The following is a 24708-nucleotide window of genomic DNA, read 5'->3' as shown; positions in this document are numbered from 1 at the left end:
AGTGGCGATAACAGTGCTTCCGGTTCGCGACCGGCTGGGGGTGCGGCCCGGCCGCCTGTTCATCAACGGTGCATGGACGGATATTGGCGATGCGCGCTACGATCAGATTCATCCATCGACCAATGAAATCGTCACGGACTTTGCCGAAGCCGGAAAAGCGGGGGTGGATGCGGCGGTCGCGGCGGCGCGGCGCGCCTTTGACGATGGCCCCTGGTCCCGCATGGCCGCGCGGGAGCGTAAACGCATTTTGCAGCCGATCGTCGAGGCGATCTACGCCGCGCAGGAGGAAATCGCCCACCTGCAGACGCTAGACAATGGCATTCCCATTAGTTTCAGCGTGGGCAGCCGGGTGTCGGGCCGGGTCGCCGGGGACATATTCGATCATTATGCCGGCTGGATCGACAAGGTCACGGGGGAGACCTTCCCCCAATATACGGACACGACCAACCTCCATTACATGACTTTCCGGGAGCCGGTCGGCGTTGTCGCGGCGATCACGCCGTGGAACGGGCCGGTCATGACGTTCGCGATGAAGGTCGCCCCGGCGCTCGCCTGCGGGAACAGCGTGGTGCTCAAGCCCTCCGAACTGGCGGGGCTGGCCATTCAGAAACTCGCCGACATATTGGCGCAGTCGGAACTGCCGCCCGGCGTGTTCAACCTTGTCACGGGCGGTCCCGTAACGGGCGAGGCGCTCTCCACGCATCCGGGTGTCGATAAGGTCAGCTTCACCGGCAGCCCGATGGTCGGCGAAAAGATCATGTCCACCGCGGGCGGCAATATGAAGCGGCTTACGCTGGAACTTGGGGGCAAGAGCGCGGCTCTGGTCTTTCCCGACACGCGGGACGTCCGCACCGCCGCGCGCAACCTGATGGGGTTATGTTCGACATTCCTGTCCGGCCAGGTCTGCTCCACGCCGACGCGCGCGCTCGTTCACCGCTCGATCGTGGATGAATTTGTGCATCACGCCAGCGAACAGGTGCGCGATGTGAAGTTTGGCGATCCGTTCGATCCTGCAACCACCTCGACCCCGATCATTTCGAAGCGGCAACTCGACAGGGTGCTTGGCTATATCGACATTGGCAGGAAAGAGGGCGCGCGGCTGCTGTTCGGCGGCGACCGGCCGGGTGGAGAGCTTGCCATCGGCAACTGGGTCAATGCGGCGCTGTTTGTCGACGTCGACAACAGAATGCGCGTTGCGCGCGAGGAGATTTTCGGACCGGTGCTATGCGTCATTCCCTTTGACGAGGAGGCCGAAGCCATCCGCATCGCGAACGACAGCGAATATGGATTGTCGGGGGGCATCTACACGGCCGACCTGACCCGCGCCTTCCGCGTGGCCAAGGCAATGCGGACCGGTTCGATCGGGATCAACGGCTATTCGGTCATGCCCAATTCCCCAGCCGGCGGGATCAAACGCTCCGGGTTCGGGCGCGAGGGCGGCTGGGCGACGATCGAGGAATATACGGAGCTGAAAACCGTCATGCTCAATCTGGATGCGTAGGGGACTGTCCCTCACTCCGGCGGACGGTCTGATGCGTTCTCTTAGTCCGCGCTGACCCTTTATCCTGCGCTGGCGTTGCGGGTGAGCAGGTCGGCATAGGCGGCGCGGGCGCGCGAAAGCATGACCAGACCGGCCAGCGCCGACACGCAGCAGGTTATGGCGAGCGATTCCCCGACCCTTGCCTCATCGGCGAACCCGATGTCGGTGATCAGCGCTACGATCGTGGGCGCCAGGCCAAGGCCGATCACGCTGATGATGAATATATAGACGGCCGAGGCCATCCCTCGCATCCGGTTGGGGGTGACAAGTTGCAGCGCGGACGCGGCAAGGGCGGTTGGAAGCGAGTAAGTGAAACTGACCAGCCCGGCGATCGCCAGGACGAAGGCATAGCTGTCCGCAAATGGGAGAAGCAGCGACAGCGCCGCCAGCCCGCAAGCCGCGAATAACGGTACGACCATCAGCGCGTCTTTACGCCCGGAACGCTCAAGCCACCGGGATACGATAGGGCCGGACAAGACGCCCGCCGATCCGCCGATAAGCACCAGGACGCCATATTGTATCCCGACCTCCGACGCGGATGCCGCAAATTTGCGGATCAGCAGCGTCGGCATCCAGGCCGGAAAGGCGTAGAGCGAGATGACGATGCCCGACATGCCGCAATAGAAATTGAGATAAAACCGCCTCTCCTTGCGAAAGCGGTCCATGACCTGGGAAAGGGTCATCGGCTGCTCGCTTTCGCCGCCCCGGCTGCTCTGCCGTGCGGGTTCGCGCACGAAGAATATCAGCAGCAGGATGACCAGCGCGCCCGGCAGGGCGGCCATCACAAAGACGAACTGCCACGGGGCCAGCCCGAAAAATGTCTGCCCTTCGGAAAGCCCCAGCAGCAACCCGCCGAATATGAGCGCCAGACCGCTGCCGATATAGGGACCCATCAAATAGATGCTCATCGCCCGTGGAACCTGTTGGGCGGGGAAACGGTCAGCGATCATCGACCAGGCGGCGGGGGTCAGGCTCGCCTCCGCCCCGCCCACGCCAAAGCGCGCGACGAACAATTGCAGATAGCTTCGCGCCAATCCGCAAAACGCTGTCGCGGCGCTCCACAGCGCGACGCCCAGCAACAATATGCCCCGCCGGTTGCCGGTGTCCGCCAGCCGACCGAACGGGCCGCTGAACAGGATATAGGCGGAGGTAAAGGCCACGCCCTGCAGCAGGCTGAGCTTTGTGTCCGACAGGTCGAATGCGTCTTTCAGAGGGCCGACCAGCAGATTGAGAATTTGGCGATCAATAAAGCTTACCGTGAAGGCGAGCGTGAGAATCGAGACCATGATCCACGCGCCAGCATCCGAGCGACCCTCTCCTTGCCGATTGTCGTTCATGCGAGGCCGCCGGGAGTGACGTGCGACATTGCGAATGCTGGTCCGACTTGGTGCGTCAATGCGCCAGATCCCTTCTTCCTCTCTCATGGCGGACGCATAGCTGTATTCAGCTTATGGTGGCCGACATCCGGTGGATATTTTACCTACGCAACGGCCGGAGCCATGACGATCTCTCTTGTGGAGATTCGGATCATGGCTTCACTGCGGCGGTTAAGCAATATCACCCGAAAACAGGAGTAAACTTGGATCATGTTCAGCGGCAAGTAGGCACATGATGTGCCTGGGGAACATTATTATACTGTTCGACCAGTGAAACGCCATGTCGCGAGAGAGGCGGGTTGCGGCGATCTCTTCGTCGCTCGCCGGATGTGGATCATTCCCGCCGTTTCAAGAGATGCGGGGCCATCGCCCGCAGTTCGTTCACAAAAAGCGCCGGTTGTTCCCAGGCCGCAAAATGGCCGCCGCGATCGACGAGATTATAATAAGCGAGAGCGGTGAAACGCTTCTCCAGCCAGCGCCGGGAGGCAAGAATGGTTTCACCGGCAAAGCCGCTATAGGCGGTCGGCAGACCGATCGGGGGTGGGGGCGCGGGCGGCATGGCGCGCTTCAATTCCCAATATAGTTTGGCGGATGACGCGCCGCTGTTGGTCAACCAGTAAAGGCTGATGCCGTCGAGCATGCGGTCCATCGACAAGGCGTCGGTTATATGTCCGCCATGATAATCGGCCGCCTCGAAAAACTTGTCGAACATCCATGCCGCCAGACCTGCCGGGCTATCGGCCAGGGCATAGGCGATGGTCTGGGGCCGTGTCCCCTGAACGGCGAAATAGCCCATCCGTTCTTCGAAAAAGACGCGCGCCCTGCCCAGATATTCGCGTTCCTGTTCATCGGCATTCTGGATTTCTTCCGGCGTCGGCTGAAAGAAGGACATGTTGAGGTGCAGGCCCGCGCAGCCCTGCGCACGCATATGCCCCATGGCCTCTGCAACGGCGCTGCCCAGATCGCCGCCCTGGCAAATCCATCCGTCATACCCAAGACGTGCCATGAGCGTGGCATAGGCTCCCGCTATCCGCCCGATATGCCAGCCGGGTTCGGATGGCTTCCCGGAGAAGCCGAAACCCGGCATCGACGGCACGATGACGTGAAAGGCCGGCGCATCCGGCGCGCCATATGCGGCGGGGTCCGACAATGGCCCGATACAATCCTCAAATTCCAGTATCGATCCCGGCCAGCCATGCGCCAGAAGGATTGGCGTGGCGTCCGCCCTGGGCGAACGCACATGGATAAAGTGGATGTCGACGCCGTCGACTTCGGTGATGAACTGCGGGAAGGCGTTCAGCTTCGCCTCGCAGCGCCGCCAATCATAGCGTGTACGCCAATGGTCCAGCAGCGCGCGCATCTCCTCCATCGGCGGCCCCTGCACTCCATCGCCGGCGGTTTCGCGATCCGGCAGGCGGACATGATCGAGGCGGCGCGCAAGATCGTCCAGATCGGCCTGCGCCACGGCGATCTGGAAGGGGCGGATATCGTTCATGGATAGCTTGTCCTTGCTCATGTCAGCCGGATACGGATGGGCTGACCGGCGGCTTCCAGCGCCGCAATGCCGTGTCCTGCTCATAGGGTTGCGGCGACGGGTAGGTGATCAGTTCGATCAGCCCGCCCCACGGCGCCTTGATGAAGCAGAATTTATTGCCTGGGCCGCCTTCCGCGCGGGTCAGATCCCATGGATCGTTCAGCTTCTCCGCGCCCGCGGCGACGGCGCGGGCCAGCGCAGCATCGATGTCGTCGACATAGAGCGCGATATGCTGCCAGCCGAGATCGCAGCCCCGCAGGGCCGGACGCTGCCCGTCCACCGCGTCATATTCGAACAGTTCCAGCGTAGGGCCAGTGCCCAGCTTATACATTCGGATGCGCGAAATGCTGAGGCCGGCCGGCCCCAGGATCATCTGCTCCACCGCCGCGCCTGCGAAGGGAGGCTGGGACCGGTTCAGCGTTTCATAGAGGAACTCCACCCCAAAGGCTTCGAACAGGAAAGTTTCGGCCTCCTCAATGTTGGGAACCGTCACGCCGATATGGTCCAGCCCCCTGACCGTGATGTGCGTCATGTCCGTCTCCTCAATTCAATATTCTGCAAGGTCCTGGCCCATGATCACCGCGCCGCTGAAATATTTGCGCACGCCATCGGTGTAGGCCCGCATGTCCTTCTCATTGTCGAAGCCCATGACGGCGTGGGTCAGGATCACCATTTTTACGCGGGCGCGGGCCGCCATCTTGCCGATCTCCTCCGGCGTCAGATGCTCATGGGTCATATGATCGACTTCGGCGGTCAGATGGTCCTCCGGCACTTTGAACTGTTCCTTCAGGAAGCGGATCGAGGCGGGCACATCGATGACCTCGCTGACCAATATGTCCGCGCCCTCCGCCAGCGCTTCGATCGCCGGGCTGGGACCGGAATCGCCGGTAAAGACGATCGACCTGCCGGGCGTGTCGAAGCGGTATGCGAAGGATTTGCCGCCAGCGGGCAGCCTTGATTTGTCCATCGTGTCATAATGGCTGTTCTCGACAGCGGTGACCTTCACCAGATCATCCTGATAGATCTGAACAGGACCGGATCGTTCGATCTCGCTGACCTTCATCATCTCTTTCAGGCCCTGGCCCGGGGGCAACTGCGCCGTGAAAATGGTTTCGGGAACGGCCAGATATTGCGCCGCGCCATCGGCGACCGATCGGGTTCCGGCCGGGCCATATATTTCGATCCGGGTGGCCGGACGCGCGACCCACCGGAACGCCATCAGCGGCGCAAGGCCCGCCATATGGTCCATATGCAGATGGGTGATGAACAGCCGGTCGATTGCCTTGGGCTGAAAACCGGCAAGGGCGAGCTGCCGCGACACGCCGTCCCCGGCATCGATCAGGTAGAGCCGGTCGCCGACCTGCAAAAGGCTGGCCGGTTGCGCGCGCTTCACACGCGGGATCGGGCCGCCCGCCGTACCCAGCAGGATGAGGCGGGTGGACGGCGCAACGTCAGCGGCGGCTTTTGTGGGTTCAGCGCTTCCGGGCTGCGCGGACAGGGGGGCGCTTCCCCATATCAATGCTGAAGCGGCGGTGGCCGCGATCAATCGGCGGAGTGTCATGGATGCGGCTTTCTTCGTTCGGGCAATCAGAAACTACCGGGGTACAGGCCGCCATCGATCAGGATATTCTGCCCGCTGATGTATCCGGCATGGCCGCTGCACAGATAGGCGCATAGCGAACCGATCTCCTCCGGCCTTCCCACCCGGCCAGCGACCGGATTGGTGGTCAGATGCATGGTGATATCCTTGGACTTGCGCAGCCGGTTGGTGTCGAACGGGCCGGGCAGGATATTGTTGATCGTCACGCCCTTTCCCGACACCTGCGGAACCAGGCCGAACACGAAATTGGTGAGCGCCGCGCGGGCGGCGTTGGACAGGCCCAGAACCGGAATCGGCACCCGCACGGTGGACGATGTGATATTGACGATCCGGCCGAACCCGCGATCCATCATCCCGTCGATAGACATGCGGATCAGCTCCACCGCGGCGAGCAGGTTGGTGTCGAGCGCGGCGATCCATGTGTCCCTGTCCCAGTCGCGGAAATCGCCGGGAGGCGGGCCGCCTGCGTTATTGACCAATATGTCCATCTGTGGCGCGGCGGCGACGAGGGCGGCGCGGCATTCGGGATCGGTCACGCTGCCGGCGACCGTCATGACCTCCACGCCGGGCACCGCGGCGCGAATGCTTTCAGCGGCTTCGGCCAGCGCGTCCGGGTCACGCCCGTTGATAACGACGTTCGCGCCTTCCATCGCCAGCGCGGTCGCGCAGGCGCGGCCCAATCCGTGGCTGGCCGCGCAAACGACCGCCCATTTGCCTGCAATTCCTAAATCCATTCACACTCTCCTGCCGGAATTGATGCCGTGTTCTTAGCCCTGCCGCGATCGCGCATCCACTTTCGCTTGCCATGCTGGCATGCTAGACTTTAGGGCAGCCGGAAGTGCGCCGAAATGAAGATGGAGCGGGTGTTGACGAAGAAGAACGCAATCCATGATCTGCTGATCGAACGCCTTCTTTCCGCGCATTACGCCTTTGGCGAACGGATATTGGTGAAGGAGTTGGCGGCCGAAACCGGAATCAGCCGCCAACCCATTATGACCGCGCTCAGCAAGCTGAATGCTGACGGGTTCGTCCGCATCATTCCGCAGGTTGGGTGCGAGGTCATTAATCCGGCGAAGGAGGAAATCGCCGACTTCTTCTTGATGTTCGAACGGATGGAGGGGCTGTTGGCCGAACTCGCCGCAGAGCGCAGGACCGACCGGCAACTGCGCGATCTCAAGATCATCCAGCATCAGCTCACATTGGGTGACGGCCACGTCATCACCCCGCAGGAATATTGCGAGATCAATCGCGATTTCCATCAGATGATCCATGAGATGGCCCATTCGCCCTTGCTGGACGAACGCCAGCGCAACAATTTCAACATGTCGGATTTCTTCATCAACCAGGCGGTGGGTTTCGAGCTGTTCATGGCCGACGCGATGAAAGAGCATGAAACCATCATCGACGCGCTGGAGCAGCGCGATGCCGCGCGCGCCCGCAAAGTGTCGGAGGAGCATATCGCCGCCATCCGTAAGGCGGTGCTGTCGGGCGTCGCCGGATAGCGGGTTGCCTCCACCGCGATCGCCCGCCCGGCGGCGCGAGATATGCGGCGATCAGCCCAGTTCATAGTTCCGGCCGAAATCCGGGGGCGGGGGGCCATCGGCCGACCAGAGGAACATGCCGTCCTTCTTGGTCCATTCCATCGGCTCCCATTCCGCGTCGCCCGGAATATAATCGATGTCGCAGAAATATTCGGCCATGCCGTTCCACGGGTCGCGGAAATAGTGGAAATAGTTTGATCCCACGCCATGCCTGCCGGGACCCCAGGCATGTTTATGCCCCTTGCTGAGAAAGGATGTGGCGGCGACTTCCGCCTCGTCAATGTCCCCCATTTCAAAGCTGGCATGGTGGAAGCCCGTGCCGTCCGATTTCAGCATCGCCACCACATGATGGTCGCTGCTGCCGGAGGTGCGCATGAACGCGGCATAGCCGTCGGTGATGCGGTCGCTCAGTTGGAAACCCAGCACCTCGCAATAGAAGGCCGATTGCGCAAAAACATCGCGCACGAAAAGAATGAAATGGCCCATTCGCCGGGGCTTTGGCTTGATGTCGAAGGGCGGGCATCCCTTCTGCGCCAGCCGCATATTCAGGCCGGGGCGGTTGATGGCGGCTTGTTGGCTATCGGTGCGAAAGGGCGCGGCTTCGGCAACCTGCACATTGACCAATATGCCTTCGGGATCGCGGAACCAGATGCCGTCCGCAGCGCCCGTAAAAGGCGGATCGAGCAAGGCGATCCCGCGATCCTCCAATTTCTTCTGGATCGCGACCAGGCCGGTCGCGGTGGTCCCGAATGCGGCGTGATGGAATTTCCGGTCCTGCCCCGTTTCGATCAGCAATATCTGATCCTGATCGCGGCCGAAGCACCGCATGGCGACATGATCAGGCCGGTCCACATTCTCCAACCCGAAATCCTCATAGAAATCGGTTCCGGCTTTCATCGATGGTATGCCAAGAGCGATATGCTGTAACGATGTGATCATGCTTCCCTCTCCGATCGGGACTGCCCCGTTGGACGCGCGTTTCAATCAGGCCGCTGCGGCGATACCCATGCCCGCATTCCATTCGGCGATATCCTGATAATAGATGTCCCTGTGACTGGCCGGGCCGGCCGCGCTTTGCGCAGCATAAGCTGCAACCCAGTTGCGTACTTCATGGCATCCGCAACCGGCGATGGCGGTCAATTCGTCCTCGCCCATCTCCTCTATGGCGGAGAAATCCCCGGCAACCATCTGCGCCATGAACGCGCGGTCCCATTCGGGATTGAGCGGTAGCGATTCCGCCTCGCCCCGCGCCAGTTTCCGCGCCAGTTCGAAATTCGCCTCCTCGCGCGCGCGCAGCACTTCTATGGGGGGATTGCGCCCGCCGATCAGCATCTCCGCGACATGCGACGGCGCGGTCCGGATATTCGGGATAGGCGGATCGTGCGACAGTCCGCCGGAGCCGAGAATGAGCACGCGCTTGTTCAGCGTCATCGCCCAGCGGCCAACCTCAAGACCCATTTCCCGGACTCGCCGGAAAGAGGGCAGGGGCGGCCCGGCGCAGTTGATGTGAATGGGTATGGTCGGATATGCGCCGACGCCGCCGGTGAGCAGCACGGGGATCTGGGCAAAGCCGTGGTCCGCCTGCATCCGGTAGGACAATGCCATATCGATATCGTGAGACAGCAAATGCCGCACGCAGTCGAGCGCCAGTTCCTCCGGCACATCGAAATCGCCGCCGCCAATGTCATAGTCGCCAATCGAACTGGCCCTGATCCCGACGGTGAATGGCGGCATCACATCGTAGAAGAAGCCTTTGAAATGGTCGGGGCCAAAGACGATGATAAGCTCCGGGTCATATTCCCTGACTTCTTCGGCGAGCATGGAGAAATGCGCCCGGACCTGCGCGTCCACCACAGGGTCGGCCGGCATATGATCCATTAGAGGCGTGTGCGAGGCACAGATCATTCGCAAGGGCATGGCGGTCCTATTCTACCAAGGCGGCGCCAGCGGCCGCCGTCTGTCGAGCGAGAAAGGCCAGGTGGAGGCTGTTGAACTCGTCCGCCTTCTCCCATTGCGGCCAGTGCGCGCAGTCATCCATGATCACCAGCGGCTCGGCATTGGGAATGGCAGCGACGAAACGCTCCCCCGTCGCAACCGGCGCGGTCGGATCATGATCGGTCCAGATCACCAGCGTCGGCGCCTTGATCGCTGACAGGCTTTCGTCGGTCAGCACATTGCGCATGCGGATGTCCATATTCTGCAGGCAGAGGATATGCTCCATTGCCTTCAGAAAGCCGGGCTGGGTGTAGATGGCGTAACGCAGTTCGATCAGGTCGTTCGTCACCAGCGAAGGATCGTTCATCAGCCACTCCAGGCGAGCGCGCACGGTTTCCAGGCTGGCCTCCGCCACCGCCTTCATCGTGACGTTGTAGACGCGCTCCATCACCTTGGGATCGGTGTTGAGGCCGCCCGCCGTATTGAGCGTCAAGGATGCAGTGCGTTCAGGATGGTCGATGGCGAATTGCGCTGCGATCCAGCCGCCCAGGGACTCGCCATGCACATGGATGCGGTCGAGGCCCATCGCATCGCAAAAGTCTTTCAGATGCGCGACATAGTGGCGGATTTCATAATCATGGTCGGGCTTGTCGCTATAGCCGTGGCCGACCATGTCGAGGGCGATGGTCCGATACTGTTCGGCGTGGGGCAGCAGGTTGCGGGTGAACGCCTCCAGATGGCCGCCGGTGCCGGGAATGAATACCACCGCCTCGCGTGCCGTCGCGTCACCAGCCTCCACATAGCGGGTACGGATCGGCCCCGCCTGCACATAGTCGAGGCGAATGCTGCCTCGCGCTATTTCCGGCCAAAGATACATGTTCGAACTCCAGTTTATTCGGAGACGGCCGCCATGCCGGACCAGTTTCCGGCGCGGCGGCTGTCCTGTCAGGCGTAATCGTCGAGGGTTTTGAGCAGATAGCCTTCAAGGATTTCGCCGGTTTTGGGATCGAGGCGGGCGGTGCTGGCGTAGACGTCGATCACGTCAGCTTCGCCGGGGATGGCCCCGATCGGGTCGCCGCCCTCCTTCACGATCTTCGCCTGCTGCTTGAGGATTCGGCGAAGCATCACCACGCCCATATCCGCTGTGGTCAGCCGTTCCTCGGAATGAAGCGTGATCGGTCCCTGGCTTTGTTGGACCAGGAAATCCGTCTGCCAGCGCTGCTTATCCTCCAGCGTCCAGGTCCGGTAAGCCTCCGGCCGTCCGGGACCGAATTTCTCCGGGTCCATCATGACCAGATCGCCGATCGGCAGTCCGCCGTCCTTCTTCACGACCCAGGCGGTGAAGGACCGGTAATTATGGTCGTCGACCGGCACCACCCATTTGAAGGACGGCTTGCCCGCTTCAAAGACCGGGCCTTCGCAATGCATGTTGGGGAAGATGGTCTGGAAAATCGCCTGGGTGATGACGCCCGCGGTCTTGTTTTCCCATTGGCCGATCCAGGAGATGCTTCCCTTGTCGAACGCCTTGAACTTGCAGGGATCGGGATTGAAATTGATATATTCGTTGAACTGCATTCCGTTGATCGTGGAGTGCAGCGCTGACAGGTGCAGCGGGTCCATGAAATTTTCGAAATTCTGGAGCCAGTTCATGTCCATCTGACCCTCGACGAGAGCGATGGGCGCTTCATCCGGCGGCTGGCTGCCGCCGGTCGGCAGGATGATCTCATCATCGTCCAGCGCATCGAGCAGGGGGTTTTCGGGGAATAGCGGCTCCTTGTCCGCTGGTCCCATATAGGTGAAGGCGATGCCGTATTTCTCGATCACCGGATACCAGGGTTGCCGGATCACGCGATGAAGGTGGGTGCTCTTGGGATCAAGCTCGCAGGGCGTGTCCAGCAGATGGCCCTGCGTGTCGAACATCCATCCATGATAGGGGCAGCGCAGGCCCTGCGGCTCCAGCTTGCCCAGCACCAGGGAGGCGCCACGATGCATGCAGCGCGGATACATGAGGCCCGCCTTGCCCTCCGCATCGCGAAACGCGACAAGGTCCTCGCCCAGAATGCGGATCGGCAAGGGCAGGTCGTTATTCAATTCCGACGACAGCGCAAAAGGCTGCCAATAACGGCGCAGCAATTCCCCCATCAACGTGCCCGGATTCGTCTCCGTCAGTTCATGGTCGTGAGTTGCCCTCGGCCGGCCATATTGACGGCCCGTGCTGTAGTCGGAGGCCCTGCCGGTCTTTGGTTCAGGCGTGATGGCGTTCATATGTCAACCTCTCCAGAATGCAGACATCGCGCGAATCATACTAGCATGCCAGTATTGACGGTCCAAGCGCTTTGAAGCACGCGCCATCAGAAATTGAAGCCGAAGCGAAGGCCGATTTCGCGGCCCGTAGACAGGAAGCCAGTCAACGCCTTGCCCGCGCCCGGCGCGTCCGCACCGAAATCCAGGGTCTTTCGGTCAGTCAGGTTCTTGCCGAACAGTGACAGAGTCCATTGGCCCTCGGACGCCTTCAGATCGAGATGGCCGTCCAGCTTGGCATAGGCTTTCTGCTCCTGCAGAGGCTCATGGTTCGGCGAGGCATTATATTTGGATCGCGCGAACAGGGCCAAGCCGCCCGCCATGTCAAAGGCGCTGTTGAGCGCCCACTGATAGTCGATGCTCAGCGTGCCTGTCCATTTGGATGCGAACTGGGTGCGCGTGCCGGAAAGATCCTGGAAGCAGCCATCGACCCCGCCATTGGCGATGGCCTGAGCCACGGTGCAAGGCTGACCGGGGAAGTCGAGATATTTTGCGTCCAGATATGCGCCGGACGCATTGATGCGCAGGCCCTGGATCGGCGCGTAGTTCAATTCCAGCTCTATGCCCTGCGTCCGGGCCTTGCCCACATTCGCTACGACGAAGGAGGCCGTCTGGAAAATCGACGCCTGCAGGTTGGTGAATGTCGTGCGGAACGCGATCAGCGAGAAGTCGAGCGTGTTGTCGAAAACCAGCCCCTTCACACCTGCTTCGAAGGATTCGGCGCGTTCCGACGCGAACTGCGCGCCAGCGGGCGTCGGGCCAAGGGGAGGAACGCCGGTGTAGAAATAGTCGAATCCGCCAGCCTTTTCGCCGCGGACATATTTCACGAACGCCTGGCTTTTGGGTGCGATCTTATATTGCAGAACCACCTGCGGCTGGAAGAATTCGTCCCGGAGCTTCAGCCCTGTGAACTGGTGAGGCAGGACGCCGGTTCCGAGCACGAAGAAGGGCGTGAGGGCCGGGTTGGGGGAGAGCGCGTCCGCGCCGCTGTCGAACGTCTTGCCGGGCACGACATTGGCCGCCACCAGCGACTGATCGGCATTCTTGCGAATCCAGCTATAGCGCGCGCCCGCTTCGATGCTCAGCGAGTCCGTAAGGTGGTAAGTGAAATCGCCGAAGATCGAATAGGATTTCTGGATCTGATCCAGATTGCCGTTCAGCGCGAATGGCGGCAGCACAAGACCCGGCGGTAGGGTAGGCGTGAGGTTGAAGTCGATCGCCGACCACACGTCAAAAGTATCGCGCTGGAAATAGCCGCCGACCGTCGTATCGAGCGCGCCGAAGCTGCCCGAATAACGAAGTTCCTGGCTGAACTGTTTGTAGCGGTAAGCGAGGTAGGCGTTGAGGACCGGAACCGGTGTGGGCGAGGGCAGCGACTGGGCGAATTTCAGGTCGCGATATCCCGTCGTCGATGTCAGCGTGCCATTGCCCAGGTCGTAATTGATGTCGCCCTGATAGGTCGTGTTGCGCAGGCCGAGGAATGTCGGCTGGAAGAAGGGCGCTGCAGTGTTATCGACGCTTGTTACGGCATCTAGCCTTGTATCCGGCAGCGTCAGGAAGCTGAAAATCGTGGGACTCATGACTTCACCCGCCGATCCGGTTTCCCGCATCCGGTCATATTCCGCTTTCAGCGTGACGGTCAGGCCGTCTGCGGGCTTCGCGCGGAGGATTGCGCGGGTCGCATAGTTGCGGGCCTGCGGATCATGTTCGCCGGTCAGTTCATTGAAGACCGGCCCCCTGTCGCGATACTGGTAGATGCCGGAAACACGGATGGCGATATCCTGACCCAAAGGAACGGTCACGCCGGCCTGCGAAACGATTTCGTTGAAATTAAATCCGTAGGCGATGGAGCCGTCGGCAGACAATGCATCGCCAGGCTTCTTGGTCGTGATGTTCAATGCGCCAGCGGTCGCGCTATTGCCGTAGAGCAGCACCTGCGGCCCCTTCAGCACTTCGACCCGCTCCACATCGAACAGCGGCAGGCGGATGTCCTGATCGCGACCATAGGACACATTGTCGATGAACTTGCCGACCGCTTGGTCGAACGAGATATTATTGCCGGAGCCAAAGCCGCGGATCAGGGAGAAGGGCAGGTTCGCGCCGCTCGACACCGTGAAATTGGGAATGCGGGAGGCGAGATCGACGACCTGCGTGATCTTCGCGGTGGTCAGCGCCTGACCGGAAACGGCGCTGATCGAGATGGGCACGTCGCGCAAATTCTCCTCGCGCTTGCGCGCGGTGACCACAATGTCGTCAATGCCCGAAGCTGCCGCATCGGCGGCATCCGCTGGCTGCGCTGCAGGGGCGGATTCCGATTGGCCCCATGCGGGAACGGATATCATCGCCGCGCTCAGCAACAGGCAACCGCGCAAAGTGAGATGCCTCATCTCAGTCTCTCCCCAAATACTTATATCGCCGCATCGAATGCGGCATTTAAGGACGCTCAAAAGTGCATCCAGTTACAAATCTACTATTAACATGCTACCATGTCAAAGAGAAATTTGGAGAAGGATTCCGGCGCGCGCGGGGAAGCCTGCGCCGTATGATGGCGGTCCGGTAAGGGAAAATGTGAGATTGGGCCGTCCAGTTCCCAGGACAAGTCCGACGGCGCAGCGCATTCGCCCGCTGGCCGGGGCGTGGCGGGGCATCCTGCCCGGCGGTCGCAAGACCCAATGATAGAATTGGTCTCGGCTCAGAAGCCTGGCGTTATTGGCCGGTCAGGCCGCAGGCTGAAGCCCGCGCATCATTTCAGACGGAGGCGACGACTCGCTGGCGTTGCTCGCCCAAGCCAGTGATGGACAGCCGCATCTCGTCACCCACCGAGAGATAGAGCGGCGGCTTCATGCCAAGTCCGACCCCGGCGGGTGTTCCGGTTGCGATCATATCGCCCGGCTCCAGCGTCACGAATTGGCTGACATAGGACAATATGGTCGCGACATCGAAGATCATGTTGCCGGTATTGCCCGCCTGCCGCCTATGGCCGGAAACGTCGAGCGTCATTTCAAGCGCGCCGACATCCACCTCGTCGGGCGTCACCAGCCAGGGACCAACGGGGCCAAAGCCGTCATGCCCCTTGCCCTTGTCCCAGGTGCCGCCCCGCTCGATCTGGTCGAAGCGTTCGGAGATATCGTTGACGAGCACATAGCCCGCGATGTGGCGAAGGGCGCCCGCCTTTTCGACATAACGGGCGCGGGTGCCGACGACGATGCCCAGTTCAATCTCCCAGTCCATCTTGGTGGAACCGCGGGGCATCGGCACATCGTCATCCGGGCCTGCGATCGCGCTGATCGCTTTCATGAACATGACCGGCTCTTTGGGCACGGGGTTGCCGGACTCGGCGGCATGGTCGCGATAATTCAGGCCGATGGCGATGAATTTGCTGGTGCGGGCGACGGGCGGGCCATAGCGGACAGGCGCGCTGATCAGCGGCAATTGCTGCGGGTCGAGCGCGGCCAGCCGGGCAAGCTTGTCCGGGTGCAAGGCTGCCCCGTCAATATCATCGACAAGGCCGCTCAGGTCGCGAAGCTGCAAGGCGGCGTCCAGCATCGCCGGCCGCTCCTGTCCTTTCGGCCCGATCCGCGCCAATTTCATGCTTTTTCCTCGCACCCACTCCGCAACATAGCGGAACCAAAATCCAGCCGGAGCAGAAGCCCCGCGCATGGCGTGGCGGCGTCATGCGCAGCCGCCCGGACGCCGTCAACCATATCAGCCCATCCGTGCAGGACGCTGGTTGCGCTTCACTTATCCTTGGTGAGCGTCGATTCTGGCCGCTGGAACTTGCGGCTCAGATGCCCGACCCCGGTCTGGTCGCCAAGTGCGAAGCCCCAGGAATAGCCACCTTCGGGATTGCACAGGATTTCCCATGCATTGTCGTCCTTGTCCCAGAAGTAAAAGCAGTAGGTGCCATGCTGAACCACCGGCTTGCTGATCTTGTGCAGGCCCCATTTCTCGGCATCGCGCTTCACGATTTCATAGGATGCATCGACCTCCGCCTCTGTAGCGACATCGAGACCGTTATGATTGAGGAACGGCATATTCTCCTTGCCGTTTGCAGGGCCTTGCACAACCACGATGATCTGGTCTCCGCCCATGCGCGCCCAGAAGGCGACGGGGGCCATCTGCACGGTCTGAAAACCCAGAAACTCCTCAAAGAATTTCCGCGTGAAGGCGATATCTTTGCAGTCCAGCGTGGCATGCGAATAAAAGCGCGTCTTGAGGGCCGGCTTTACCTTCTCTCCAACTGATTCCGTCACGGTTGCCATGATCTAGTTCCTACCGAAGTTAAGACATATGATGTGCGTGTTGCGTTTATAGATGATTGCATATGCGGTGCGTAGCATCGGGCAAAATCGCCTGCCGTCCCCTGCCGCGGGCATCCTTGAAAACCATCCGCGTGGTTTTGAAAAATATCGGCCAGGTGATCGCGCGGAGTCTCTTGCATCGTGTACGGATGTATACGTCCTTTTATAAATGGATGCAATTGCAAACTCCCGATGCGAAGATTGTGGCAGGCGTTGCTATGCCGATATTATCCGTTACGCAAAGGAATATGGGCTTGAACGCAGCAAAGATTGTTCCAAAGTGTGTGCATTTTTTGCTTTGCGATGAGAAGGCAAATGCCCTAGGGCCGCCGCCGTCATCAAATGGAGAACAGCATGGCGCACATGGTGGTTACGCTGCGTGACGGTACCGAAAAGCAGATCGAGGCCGAAAATGGCATTTCGGTGATGGAAAATCTTCGCGAGGGCGGGGTGGACGAAATGCTGGCCTTGTGCGGAGGATGTCTCTCCTGCGCGACATGCCATGTTTTCGTCGGGGAAAGCTTCCTCCCCCTCCTCCCGGAGATGACGGAGGATGAAAGCGACCTGCTGGACAGCGCCGACTCGCGCCAGCCCAACTCGCGTCTTTCCTGCCAGATCGAGATGAGCGAGGCGCTTGACGGGTTGAGCATCACCATCGCGCCTGAGTGAAGGCCGGCGCGATATGATGCGCGGCTATCCCTGATCCGCGCCAGCACCGGTAACGAAAGCGGCCCCGGACGATATGTCGTCCGGGGCCGCCGACCGGCAAGGCTGCTATGGGAGGGGCCTTACCAGAAGAAGCCGCGATGCACCTGCGCCACGACGCCGGTTCGAACATTCACCAGCAATACGTCATTATAGTGACGCACCCAGCGCATGTCGCCGCGCGCAGCGGGCAGCCTGTAGCGATACGGATCACTGATATAGTAACGCGAATTGTAATAAACAGGCTTCAGGCGAACGCCGGTGTTCCAAGCATTGTAGCGGAACGGGGCGCGCCAGTTGCCACGGGCGTAAACGTCCCGATGGGTGCGGCGATAATCCCGCCAATCCTCGCGGCGCTCCTGCCGGGCGTCGCGCAGATCCTCGCGGGCATTGCGAACGTCACGGCGGTCGCCATAGCGTTGGGCCTGGCGAAGGTCGCGCCGCTCCTCACGCACTTCGCGATTGTCGCGGCGGATTTCGGCTGCCGATTGGGCCATCGCCACATTCGGCGCGGCGGTCGCGGCCAGAAGCGCCATTATGATGATCTTACGCATGTGTCTCTCCAGTCCTTGGGGGCTGATCCTTGTCGTCACGAACCCTCTCGTGCTGACAACGCACATATCGCGGATTCGTTCTGAACTCTTTGGGAACATGTCCGTCAGGAAGCGGAAAGGCTCTGTCGCAAAGTGTAATAACCTGCCTCTTGGAACGGCTTTCCGCGTCGCCATCTATGTGCGGAACAGGAGGCGGTTATGGCCGGCACATTGGATCACCCCATCACAATCACGCCCTATGAAGGCGAGGTCCGCATTCTGCACGCGGGCCGCGAAATCGTCCGCACGCGAAAGGCGCTTTCACTGAAAGAGGCAAGCTATCCGGCTGTGCTCTACGTGCCGCGGGAAGATACGGATATGGGCCTGCTCTCCCGGAACGATCGGACCACGCATTGCCCCTATAAGGGCGACGCCAGCTATTTCGATCTTCCCGGCGCCCCCGCCGCGGTGTGGAGTTATGAAACGCCACGGGACGATGTCGGCGAAATCGCCGGTCACCTGGCCTTTTACCCCGATAAGGTGACGATAGAGGCGTAGGGTTACAGCTTGGGCCTAGGCGAGGGCGGGTTCCCACATCCGTTCGCGGAACCATTTGGTCACCACATATTTGGTGCCGCTTTCCACCAGCCGCGCCGCGTGCAGGCTGTACCTGTTGGGCGCGCCCGCCTCGTCGAGATTGTTCCACATCAGGATCATGCCTTCCTTGGGCGGGACCATGAAGCCGCATTGGGGGAAATGGGTTTCGCCGCCGGATTCGACCTCGGACAGATAGATCATCGCGGTCCAGCAGCGCTGCCCCCCGGACCGCAGCATGGCCGGCCAATAGGAGGCGTTGACGGGGAAATAATCGCAATGGACCTTATATTCCTGTCCGGGGGCATAGCGTTGCCCCTGCAACGTCTCTCCGCTGTGGGGATCAATGCCCATCAGGCCAGTGATCCGGTCAGTCACCTTTTCCACCAGCGGGTCCCATGGGCTGAGATTGCAACTGTGGCTGGTGCGGTATTCGGCATTGGCCGATCCCGAAAACAGGCTGGACGGCTTGGCGTCCTTATCGATCAGCGCGCGCATGTCGGCGCATTCCTGGGCACTGAGGAAATTATGCCGCCCATAGATTTCCAGGTGGGGGGATTCGATCCGGCTGACCATCGGGTTGCGTTTCAGCTTGGCGCGAACGGCCGCGCCGATCGCGGCCCGGCGTTCCGATGCAACCCCGCCATCGTCGATCATCTGTTCTTCCATCGGCGCAAGATTGCCAATCCCCGTCCATCGCCGCAAGCAAAAGAACCCGGAGCGTTGCTGCTCCGGGTCCAGTGTTCCTGAAGGCCAGTCCAGGAAGTCCTTTGCCGCGCCGCTTCCTACCAGAAGAAGTTGCGGATCACGTCGACCACATAGCCGTCGCGCATGTCGACCAGCAGCGCATCATCATAATAGCGAATCCAGCGCATCGATCCGTAGGCCGGCGGCAACCGGTATTCGTAGGGATCGTCCAGCCAGTAATTGTTCGAATAGAACATGCTGTCGATGAAGATGCCCGACGAGAAAGGCCGGTATCCGTAGCTCCATCCGCGCGGCGCGTAGTAGCGGCCGGGGCTGTAAATGCTGCGGTAGCTGTTGCGGTATGAGCGCCAGTCATACCGGCGGTCATTGCGCCAGCCGCTGTCCCACCGGCGCTGATCCTGCCAGCGCTGCCGGTCGTTCAGTCTGCCGCCATTATAGGCCCAGTTGCGATTATTGCCGTAGCGCTGGCCATTGTTACGCCAGTCATTGTCGCGCCTGTTGTCGTTCCGCCAGTTGCTGTCGCGGCGATCATCATTGTTGCGCCAGTTCGCATCCCGGTCGCGGCGATCATCGCCCGTGCGGTTGCGCCAGCCCTCCGTGCTGCCGGGAATGGTGCGGCCGTCCTGCCGCGCATTGCGGCGCTCGTCGCGCCACGCGCGGCTGTCCCGGCCGAGCGTCGACGATGATTCGACCCGCTGCTGCGTCTGGCGCGCCTGCTGGGCGGCCTGCGCGGCCTGTGCCTGCTGCCACTGATTATTCTGACGCCATTGGCCGTTATCGCCACTGGGGCGCTGTTCCATATAGCGGCGGCGCTCCTGCATCTTTCCCTGCGCTTGGGCCGATGCTTGAGGTTGCGCTTGCGGCGCAGCCTGAGGCCGTTGTTGGCGGCCCTGCCATTGGCCGCCACGGTCTCCGCGCGGCGTGCGGTCGCCGCCTCGCGTTTCCAGGTTATTGCTGCGTGTCCCGCCCCAGTCGCGGCGGCCTGCATCCTGCGCCATGGCGGGAGTCGCGGCCGACAATATCGTCGCCGCCATCAGCCCCGCCAGCATCATCTTCCTCATCATGGCTTTGCGCCTTCCTCACGCCGGGACCCATCTGATCCCTTGTGCACCTTATCTAGACGGCGCGCCATGAGTGGATGCTGAATTGGCCTGAAAGCATATAGAAAGGAATCCGCAACCTTTCAGGGCGCGCGCAGCGAAGGGACGGCGCGCGCCGCGTCTGCAGGCGCGATGCCGGGGGCGGGAGCGCCCGACACCAGTTCCTCGCCACGCATGATCCTTCCGGCTAGCTTCACTGCATCGCGAATGCGCGGGTAAGTGCCGCACCGGCATATGTTGGTGATCTCCGCGTTGATCTCCGCGTCAGACGGATTGCTCGTCTTGCGCAGCAAAATTGACGCCGCCATGATCATGCCCGGCTGGCAGAAACCGCATTGGGGCAGGTTGCTGGCTATCCATGCCTGCTGCACAGGATTGCTGCGGTCGGGCGAAAGCGCCTCGATCGTCGTGACGAACCGGCCCTCCGCCTCTGCGATGCTGATCTGGCATGAGCGTACGGCTTCCCCGTCCACTTCCACCGTGCATGCGCCGCAATCGCCGGTGCCGCAGCCATATTTGGCGCCGGTCAGGTTGGAGGCATCCCGCAATGCCCATAGGAGGGGCGTATCAGGGTCCATGCGGTACTGAACCGGCCGGTCGTTCACGGTGAATTTGGTCATCGCCGCCACTATAGCCCAGTCGGGAAGTGGGGAAAGCCCCTGCGCAGGAATGGCCCACTCGGCGATGGTCATGTTCAGGAATGGCCGTGTTCGGGAATGGATTGCCGTTTGCCTCCCGCTGATAGACAAGGGGGCATGGCGGAGATCATAAACCTGCGCAGCGCCCGCAAGGCGCGCGCCCGTGCGGAGGCGGAGTCCGCCGCCGCCCGCAACCGCGCGATCCACGGCCGGACGAAAGCGCAGAAGCTGCTGGAGAAGGGCGAGAAGGAGCGCGCGGCGCGGGCTATCGATGGAACCGCTCTTGAGAAAGACAGCGGCGACTAAATGCACAGGGCGGGGCAGCGCATCGATGTGGCCATTGACGTCACCCTGTTGCGGGGCGGCAAGCAGGTCCGGGCGAGGCTGATCAACCTGTCCGCGACGGGCGTGAACGCTGTGGCGGCCTTCGCGCCCGGCCCGAAGGAGGCGGTGCAGATTCTCTGGAACGGCAAGGCGCTGCCCTGCCATGTCGTCTGGGCGAGGGCCAACAGCTTCGGTCTGGCGTTCGACCGGCCGCTCGCGCCGTCGATTCTCGCATCATTCGTTGATTCTGCGGGAAAACCGGACTGAACTGCGTTGCTTTCGTCCGTCGATGGCCTACGGTCCGGTTTTTCCAACGGGGGGCGAAGTGGACAAATACAAGATCGCGGCATGTCTTGGCATTGTCCTCAGCACGGCGGGCACATTGCTGGTTTTCGTTTTCGGCATCCCCAAACGGCAGCGCTCTGAAGGGCGCGAGTTCATGGCGGGCGTTGTGGAGCGCCGCAAACCGATCGTCGATCCGCGCGAGGAGGCGCGGAACGAACGGTTTGGCCGGGCGGGCATCGCCTGCATGGTCATGGGCGCATTCCTGCAGGTGATCAGCATCATCGCCACGATGTAAAAATTTTCCGAAAGCGGCAGAACCGGTGGAACCAGATCAGCCCTGGGCGGTTCTACCTTTACCAGCCTGGGCTTCCATTTGCCCCCCGCTCTAGCCCGGGTTGGTGAGATAAAGGCCTCGCCAGTTCCCCCCGCTGGCGAGGCCGAAATTTTTCCGGGCTTACCGGAACCCGGCCAGCCATTCCCCGATCATCATGCGCCCGGCGGCGACCGCCCCCGGTCCATGTTCGTCATGCCCGGCGCGCAGGCTTTCCTCGGTTGGGCCGCTGGCATGGAAATCGTCGCGAAAATGGGTCAGCCATTGCTCGAAACGCGGGTCCTCGCCCATTTCGGCATGGAATTGCAACGCCAGCACATTGGCTCCGCGCCGGAACGCCTGGTGGGGATAGGCGGTGGTGGAGGCGAGCAGCTCCACATTGTCCGGCAGGTCGAACGTATCGCCATGCCAATGCAGAACCGGCGCTTCGGCCAGATGGCGCAACGGGGACTCATGGCCGTTGCTGCTCAGCGTGACCGGCGCGAAGCCGATTTCATTCTGTCCGCCCGGATAGACGCGCGCGCCAAGCGCCGCCGCGATCATCTGACTGCCCAGGCACACGCCCAGGGTGGGCCGGTCCTTTTCCAGCCGCGCGGCCAGCTTCTCGATCTGCAACGGAATCCACGGATGGATGTCATGTTCATAAACGCCCATCGGCCCGCCCATCATGATCAGCAATTCGGGCGCGCACAGGTCCGCGTCGATAAAGGCCGGGTCGGCCACGTCGATCCGCTCGATATGGTAACCCGCCGCCTCGATGGGCTGCAGGAATCCGGCGGCGCCTTCGCGGGGGACATGGCGGACGATCAGGGCAGTCTTCACGCGCTGTTGTCTAGGGCGGGAATCCCGGCCGCGCCACACAGCCATTCTTGCCGCTGTAAAAATCCCGCTATCGGCTTGGCGCTGGGCATCGGGCATGCTCTAACCCGGTCATGAACCGCACCCTCCGCATCCTTCCGCCGCTCGTCAGGAGCGTGATCGCCGCCGGCCTTCTGGGCGCTACCGGAGCGGGGGCGCAGGACGCCGCCGCGCCCCCGGCCCCCGTCGATGCGGTCGATCCTTTCATCGGCACCGCCGGGGAAGGGCATGTCTTTCCCGGAGCGGTGGCGCCGTTCGGCATGGTGCAGTTAAGCCCCGACACCACGCTTGGCCGTTTCCGCCAGACCTATAATTGGGCGGCTGGGTACCGGCATGAGGACCCGACGATCATCGGTTTCTCCCACACGCATTTTTCCGGGGCGGGGCATTCGGACCTGGGTGATATTCTGGTCATGCCGGTCGTGGGCGACACTGTGCCGCTGGAGCCGGGCGAGGCGGACAAGCCGGGATCCGGCTATCGCTCACGCTATTCCCATGACGGGGAGGTGGCGACGCCTGGCTATTATGCGGTCACGCTTACCGATCCGCAGGTGCGGGCGGAGATGACGGCGGGTACGCGCGTCGGTGTCCATCGCTACACTTTCCCGGCGGGGAAGGCGGCGCATCTGGTGCTCGACCTGCGCACGGTGATCTACGACTATCCGGGCAAGATTCTCTGGTCGTCGCTGACCCTGCATCCCGATGGCACGCTGACCGGTGCGCGCGAGACGCGGGGCTGGGCCGCGCCAAGGAAGCTGTATTTCGCGATGCGCTTTTCCGCGCCGCTTGCCACGCACGCCTTTGTCAGCACCGAAAAGGATGTCGTCTACAAGGGGTTCAAGGGGCCGGGGCGCGGGCCGGAAACGCTGGACGCGATCGACGGGCGGGCGCTGGTCGCGCAGCTCGACTTCGGCAAGCTCTCCGCGCCGCTGGAGGTGAAGGTCGGCATTTCGGGCGTCGATGAAAATGGCGCGTGGGCCAATCTGGACAGTGAGCCGGGCGATTTCGATGCGATCCGCGGCAAGACCCGCGCGGCGTGGAGGGAGGCCCTGTCCGCCGTGGATGTCGCCGCGCCAGCGCCGATGCGCAAGACATTCTACACCGCGCTCTACCACAGCCTGATGGCGCCGAGCGTGTGGGGAGACGCAGATGGCCGGTATCGCGGGCCGGACGATCAGGTGCGGCAGGCAAAGGGCTTCACCTTCCACTCCACCTTTTCGCTCTGGGACACGTTCCGGGCCGAACATCCGCTGCTGACCCTTGTCCAGCCGGACAGGAAGAATGCCGATTTCCTCGCCTCCCTGCTCGCCAGCCAGAAGGAAAGCCCGTTCGGCATCCTGCCGGTCTGGCAGTTTGCGGGCAAGGAAACCTGGACCATGATCGGCTATCATTCCGTGCCCGTTCTGGCCGACGCCTATCTCAAAGGGGTCGGCAATATGGACGCAAAGGCGATGCTGAACGCGATGGTGTCGAGCGCTGATTACGGACCTTATGGCGGGCTGTCCGACTATAAGTCTCTGGGCTTCGTGCCGATCGACCGGGAGCCGGAAGCGGCGTCGAAAACCGTCGAATATGCCTATGACGACTGGACAATCGCGCAGGTCGCAAAGGCGCTGGGGCAGAAGGATATCACCGCCCGTTTCGAGAAGCGCGCGCTTAACTGGCGCAACAGTTTCGATCCCAAAACCGGCTTTCTGCGCGCGCGCAAGGCGGACGGGACATTCCGCACGCCCTTCGACCCCACGGCCATCAACTATGGCAGCGACTATACGGAGGGGAATGCCTGGCAATATAGCTGGTTCATGCCGCACGATCAGGGCGGGCTGTTCCGCATGCTGGGCGGCGACGCCAAGGCGGTCGCGAAACTGGACGCGATGTTCGATTTCGACAACAGCAAGATCGACTACAGCCATGCGGAGGATATTTCCGGCCTGATCGGCCAATATATCCATGGCAATGAGCCGAGCCATCACGTCGCCTATCTCTACGATTATGCTGGGCAGCCCTGGCGCACGCAGGAGAGGCTGAAGCAGATTGTCGAGAGCCAGTATAAGCCCACGCCCGATGGGCTGGCCGGGAATGACGATCTGGGTCAGATGTCCGCCTGGCTGGTGTTCACGGCGCTGGGTTTCTATCCGGTCGCGCCGGGCACAGGCGAATATGTGATCGGCCGGCCCTTCGTGGAGCGGGCGGAGATGACGCTGCCGGGCGGCAAGCGCTTTACGGTGGTCGCGGAGGGGCTGTCGGACGCGAACCGCTATATCGGATCGGTGACGCTGAACCGAAAGCCGCTGGACCGGGTTTATATCAAGGATAGCGAGATCCGGGCCGGTGGGGAGTTGCGCTTCATAATGGCGGCTGTGCCGAACAAGCTGTGGGCGACCGGAGTGAAGGCGCGGCCCTATTCGATGACAGGATATGGAACGAAGTAGCGGGGCCTTGTCATGTCTGCCGCAGCGCCGGTCCGATGGGTTTTTATCGGACCGGCGGCGACGGCGGCGTCA

26 protein-coding genes are annotated in these 24708 nt (G+C 61.8%); 9 read left to right on the top strand and 17 right to left on the bottom strand.

Translation table 11 applies throughout. The features are described 5' to 3' along the window. Position 1 precedes the first annotated feature (1 nt). A complete protein-coding gene (locus KFK14_RS18895; protein ID WP_212608755.1) occupies positions 2-1501 on the top strand; it encodes an aldehyde dehydrogenase family protein in 1500 nt (499 codons plus the stop codon). Positions 1502-1560: 59 nt separating this feature from the next. Here the strand turns inward: KFK14_RS18895 and KFK14_RS18890 are convergent, their stop codons facing one another. The 5 genes from KFK14_RS18890 to KFK14_RS18870 form a co-directional block, all read right to left on the bottom strand. Beyond that, positions 1561-2877 carry a spinster family MFS transporter gene (locus tag KFK14_RS18890; protein ID WP_212608754.1) on the bottom strand — a complete coding sequence of 439 codons (1317 nt, stop codon included), beginning with the start codon at positions 2875-2877 and terminating at the stop codon, positions 1561-1563. A gap of 373 nt (positions 2878-3250) precedes the next feature. After that, positions 3251-4411 carry an epoxide hydrolase family protein gene (locus KFK14_RS18885; protein WP_212608753.1) on the bottom strand — a complete coding sequence of 387 codons (1161 nt, stop codon included), beginning with the start codon at positions 4409-4411 and terminating at the stop codon, positions 3251-3253. Between the two features lie 22 nt (positions 4412-4433). Next, positions 4434-4982 (bottom strand): VOC family protein, encoded by a 549-nt coding sequence (locus tag KFK14_RS18880; RefSeq protein ID WP_212608752.1) that lies wholly within the window; start codon positions 4980-4982, stop codon positions 4434-4436. A gap of 15 nt (positions 4983-4997) precedes the next feature. Next, the gene (locus KFK14_RS18875) at positions 4998-6011 is read right to left on the bottom strand and encodes an MBL fold metallo-hydrolase (RefSeq protein WP_212608751.1); all 1014 of its coding nucleotides are present in this window, start codon (positions 6009-6011) and stop codon (positions 4998-5000) included. Positions 6012-6037: 26 nt separating this feature from the next. Continuing rightward, on the bottom strand, positions 6038-6784 hold the full coding sequence (locus KFK14_RS18870; protein ID WP_212608750.1) for an SDR family oxidoreductase: 747 nt from the start codon (positions 6782-6784) through the stop codon (positions 6038-6040). Between the two features lie 132 nt (positions 6785-6916). Between KFK14_RS18870 and KFK14_RS18865 the strand changes: the two genes are divergently transcribed. Beyond that, positions 6917-7552, top strand: a complete 636-nt coding sequence (locus KFK14_RS18865; protein WP_171905841.1) for a GntR family transcriptional regulator — start codon at positions 6917-6919, stop codon at positions 7550-7552. A gap of 51 nt (positions 7553-7603) precedes the next feature. Here the strand turns inward: KFK14_RS18865 and KFK14_RS18860 are convergent, their stop codons facing one another. The 7 genes from KFK14_RS18860 to KFK14_RS18830 form a co-directional block, all read right to left on the bottom strand. Further along, complete coding sequence (locus KFK14_RS18860) at positions 7604-8530, bottom strand: VOC family protein (RefSeq protein ID WP_212608749.1); 927 nt, start codon at positions 8528-8530, stop codon at positions 7604-7606. A gap of 45 nt (positions 8531-8575) precedes the next feature. Further along, complete coding sequence (locus KFK14_RS18855; protein ID WP_281417192.1) at positions 8576-9496, bottom strand: 3-carboxyethylcatechol 2,3-dioxygenase; 921 nt, start codon at positions 9494-9496, stop codon at positions 8576-8578. Between the two features lie 19 nt (positions 9497-9515). Next, complete coding sequence (locus KFK14_RS18850) at positions 9516-10403, bottom strand: alpha/beta fold hydrolase (protein ID WP_212608747.1); 888 nt, start codon at positions 10401-10403, stop codon at positions 9516-9518. A gap of 68 nt (positions 10404-10471) precedes the next feature. Next, positions 10472-11791 carry a Rieske 2Fe-2S domain-containing protein gene (locus KFK14_RS18845; protein ID WP_212608746.1) on the bottom strand — a complete coding sequence of 440 codons (1320 nt, stop codon included), beginning with the start codon at positions 11789-11791 and terminating at the stop codon, positions 10472-10474. A gap of 86 nt (positions 11792-11877) precedes the next feature. Further along, positions 11878-14214 (bottom strand): TonB-dependent receptor, encoded by a 2337-nt coding sequence (locus KFK14_RS18840; RefSeq protein WP_212608745.1) that lies wholly within the window; start codon positions 14212-14214, stop codon positions 11878-11880. Positions 14215-14575: 361 nt separating this feature from the next. Beyond that, positions 14576-15418 (bottom strand): fumarylacetoacetate hydrolase family protein, encoded by an 843-nt coding sequence (locus KFK14_RS18835; RefSeq protein WP_212608744.1) that lies wholly within the window; start codon positions 15416-15418, stop codon positions 14576-14578. A gap of 146 nt (positions 15419-15564) precedes the next feature. Beyond that, positions 15565-16089: a VOC family protein gene (locus KFK14_RS18830; protein ID WP_212608743.1), complete on the bottom strand. Its 525-nt coding sequence runs from the start codon at positions 16087-16089 to the stop codon at positions 15565-15567. Between the two features lie 116 nt (positions 16090-16205). On the opposite strand from KFK14_RS18830, the gene KFK14_RS18825 reads away from it, so the two are divergent. Further along, positions 16206-16511 carry a hypothetical protein gene (locus tag KFK14_RS18825; RefSeq protein ID WP_212608742.1) on the top strand — a complete coding sequence of 102 codons (306 nt, stop codon included), beginning with the start codon at positions 16206-16208 and terminating at the stop codon, positions 16509-16511. Beyond that, on the top strand, positions 16483-16797 hold the full coding sequence (locus tag KFK14_RS18820; protein ID WP_070156116.1) for a 2Fe-2S iron-sulfur cluster-binding protein: 315 nt from the start codon (positions 16483-16485) through the stop codon (positions 16795-16797). Before KFK14_RS18825 ends, KFK14_RS18820 begins: the two co-directional genes overlap by 29 nt. Before the next feature lie 119 nt (positions 16798-16916). Here KFK14_RS18820 and KFK14_RS18815 read toward each other — a convergent pair whose 3' ends face one another. Beyond that, positions 16917-17387: an RcnB family protein gene (locus KFK14_RS18815; RefSeq protein WP_070156117.1), complete on the bottom strand. Its 471-nt coding sequence runs from the start codon at positions 17385-17387 to the stop codon at positions 16917-16919. Between the two features lie 198 nt (positions 17388-17585). On the opposite strand from KFK14_RS18815, the gene KFK14_RS18810 reads away from it, so the two are divergent. Beyond that, on the top strand, positions 17586-17924 hold the full coding sequence (locus KFK14_RS18810; protein ID WP_212608741.1) for a DUF427 domain-containing protein: 339 nt from the start codon (positions 17586-17588) through the stop codon (positions 17922-17924). 15 nt (positions 17925-17939) lie between these two features. On the opposite strand, the gene KFK14_RS18805 is transcribed toward KFK14_RS18810, so the two are convergent. The 3 genes from KFK14_RS18805 to KFK14_RS18795 all read right to left on the bottom strand — a co-directional run bounded on the left by KFK14_RS18805 (position 17940) and on the right by KFK14_RS18795 (position 20388). Then, entirely contained in the window at positions 17940-18617 is a 678-nt protein-coding gene (locus KFK14_RS18805) for a prolyl hydroxylase family protein (protein ID WP_246524701.1), read from the bottom strand. A 128-nt stretch (positions 18618-18745) separates the two neighbouring features. After that, positions 18746-19732, bottom strand: a complete 987-nt coding sequence (locus KFK14_RS18800) for an RcnB family protein (protein ID WP_246524700.1) — start codon at positions 19730-19732, stop codon at positions 18746-18748. Between the two features lie 119 nt (positions 19733-19851). Then, the gene (locus KFK14_RS18795; protein ID WP_212611231.1) at positions 19852-20388 is read right to left on the bottom strand and encodes a (2Fe-2S)-binding protein; all 537 of its coding nucleotides are present in this window, start codon (positions 20386-20388) and stop codon (positions 19852-19854) included. A 135-nt stretch (positions 20389-20523) separates the two neighbouring features. On the opposite strand from KFK14_RS18795, the gene KFK14_RS18790 reads away from it, so the two are divergent. From KFK14_RS18790 to KFK14_RS18780, 3 genes are read left to right on the top strand one after another with little or no spacing between them, the layout of a single operon-like run. Further along, the gene (locus KFK14_RS18790; protein ID WP_212608739.1) at positions 20524-20712 is read left to right on the top strand and encodes a DUF4169 family protein; all 189 of its coding nucleotides are present in this window, start codon (positions 20524-20526) and stop codon (positions 20710-20712) included. Next, complete coding sequence (locus KFK14_RS18785; RefSeq protein WP_212608738.1) at positions 20713-20997, top strand: PilZ domain-containing protein; 285 nt, start codon at positions 20713-20715, stop codon at positions 20995-20997. It begins immediately after the preceding gene. Between the two features lie 58 nt (positions 20998-21055). After that, a complete protein-coding gene (locus KFK14_RS18780) occupies positions 21056-21310 on the top strand; it encodes a hypothetical protein (RefSeq protein ID WP_139139289.1) in 255 nt (84 codons plus the stop codon). Positions 21311-21469: 159 nt separating this feature from the next. On the opposite strand, the gene KFK14_RS18775 is transcribed toward KFK14_RS18780, so the two are convergent. Further along, on the bottom strand, positions 21470-22168 hold the full coding sequence (locus tag KFK14_RS18775; RefSeq protein ID WP_212608737.1) for a glutamine amidotransferase: 699 nt from the start codon (positions 22166-22168) through the stop codon (positions 21470-21472). A gap of 110 nt (positions 22169-22278) precedes the next feature. Here KFK14_RS18775 and KFK14_RS18770 point away from each other — a divergent pair, with 110 nt between their 5' ends. After that, positions 22279-24636 carry a GH92 family glycosyl hydrolase gene (locus KFK14_RS18770; RefSeq protein ID WP_212608736.1) on the top strand — a complete coding sequence of 786 codons (2358 nt, stop codon included), beginning with the start codon at positions 22279-22281 and terminating at the stop codon, positions 24634-24636. Positions 24637-24708: the final 72 nt, after the last annotated feature.

Origin of the sequence: Sphingobium phenoxybenzoativorans, assembly GCF_018286635.1 — a bacterium.
GTDB lineage: Bacteria > Pseudomonadota > Alphaproteobacteria > Sphingomonadales > Sphingomonadaceae > Sphingobium > Sphingobium phenoxybenzoativorans.
Note: the sequence above shows the minus strand (reverse complement) of the source record. Positions and strands in the feature narration are given on the sequence as shown.

Coding starts and splice junctions, on each gene's coding strand:
- KFK14_RS18820 (WP_070156116.1), top strand. CDS start 16,483: ATGGCGCACATGGTGGTTACGCTGCGTGACGGTACCGAAAAGCAGATC.
- KFK14_RS18890 (WP_212608754.1), bottom strand. CDS start 2,877: ATGAACGACAATCGGCAAGGAGAGGGTCGCTCGGATGCTGGCGCGTGG.
- KFK14_RS18830 (WP_212608743.1), bottom strand. CDS start 16,089: ATGGCAACCGTGACGGAATCAGTTGGAGAGAAGGTAAAGCCGGCCCTC.
- KFK14_RS18785 (WP_212608738.1), top strand. CDS start 20,713: ATGCACAGGGCGGGGCAGCGCATCGATGTGGCCATTGACGTCACCCTG.
- KFK14_RS18835 (WP_212608744.1), bottom strand. CDS start 15,418: ATGAAATTGGCGCGGATCGGGCCGAAAGGACAGGAGCGGCCGGCGATG.
- KFK14_RS18800 (WP_246524700.1), bottom strand. CDS start 19,732: ATGATGAGGAAGATGATGCTGGCGGGGCTGATGGCGGCGACGATATTG.
- KFK14_RS18790 (WP_212608739.1), top strand. CDS start 20,524: ATGGCGGAGATCATAAACCTGCGCAGCGCCCGCAAGGCGCGCGCCCGT.
- KFK14_RS18875 (WP_212608751.1), bottom strand. CDS start 6,011: ATGACACTCCGCCGATTGATCGCGGCCACCGCCGCTTCAGCATTGATA.
- KFK14_RS18885 (WP_212608753.1), bottom strand. CDS start 4,411: ATGAACGATATCCGCCCCTTCCAGATCGCCGTGGCGCAGGCCGATCTG.
- KFK14_RS18845 (WP_212608746.1), bottom strand. CDS start 11,791: ATGAACGCCATCACGCCTGAACCAAAGACCGGCAGGGCCTCCGACTAC.
- KFK14_RS18840 (WP_212608745.1), bottom strand. CDS start 14,214: ATGAGGCATCTCACTTTGCGCGGTTGCCTGTTGCTGAGCGCGGCGATG.
- KFK14_RS18770 (WP_212608736.1), top strand. CDS start 22,279: ATGAACCGCACCCTCCGCATCCTTCCGCCGCTCGTCAGGAGCGTGATC.
- KFK14_RS18880 (WP_212608752.1), bottom strand. CDS start 4,982: ATGACGCACATCACGGTCAGGGGGCTGGACCATATCGGCGTGACGGTT.
- KFK14_RS18805 (WP_246524701.1), bottom strand. CDS start 18,617: ATGATCGACGATGGCGGGGTTGCATCGGAACGCCGGGCCGCGATCGGC.
- KFK14_RS18860 (WP_212608749.1), bottom strand. CDS start 8,530: ATGATCACATCGTTACAGCATATCGCTCTTGGCATACCATCGATGAAA.
- KFK14_RS18810 (WP_212608741.1), top strand. CDS start 17,586: ATGGCCGGCACATTGGATCACCCCATCACAATCACGCCCTATGAAGGC.
- KFK14_RS18815 (WP_070156117.1), bottom strand. CDS start 17,387: ATGCGTAAGATCATCATAATGGCGCTTCTGGCCGCGACCGCCGCGCCG.
- KFK14_RS18855 (WP_281417192.1), bottom strand. CDS start 9,496: ATGATCTGTGCCTCGCACACGCCTCTAATGGATCATATGCCGGCCGAC.
- KFK14_RS18870 (WP_212608750.1), bottom strand. CDS start 6,784: ATGGATTTAGGAATTGCAGGCAAATGGGCGGTCGTTTGCGCGGCCAGC.
- KFK14_RS18795 (WP_212611231.1), bottom strand. CDS start 20,388: ATGACCAAATTCACCGTGAACGACCGGCCGGTTCAGTACCGCATGGAC.
- KFK14_RS18850 (WP_212608747.1), bottom strand. CDS start 10,403: ATGTATCTTTGGCCGGAAATAGCGCGAGGCAGCATTCGCCTCGACTAT.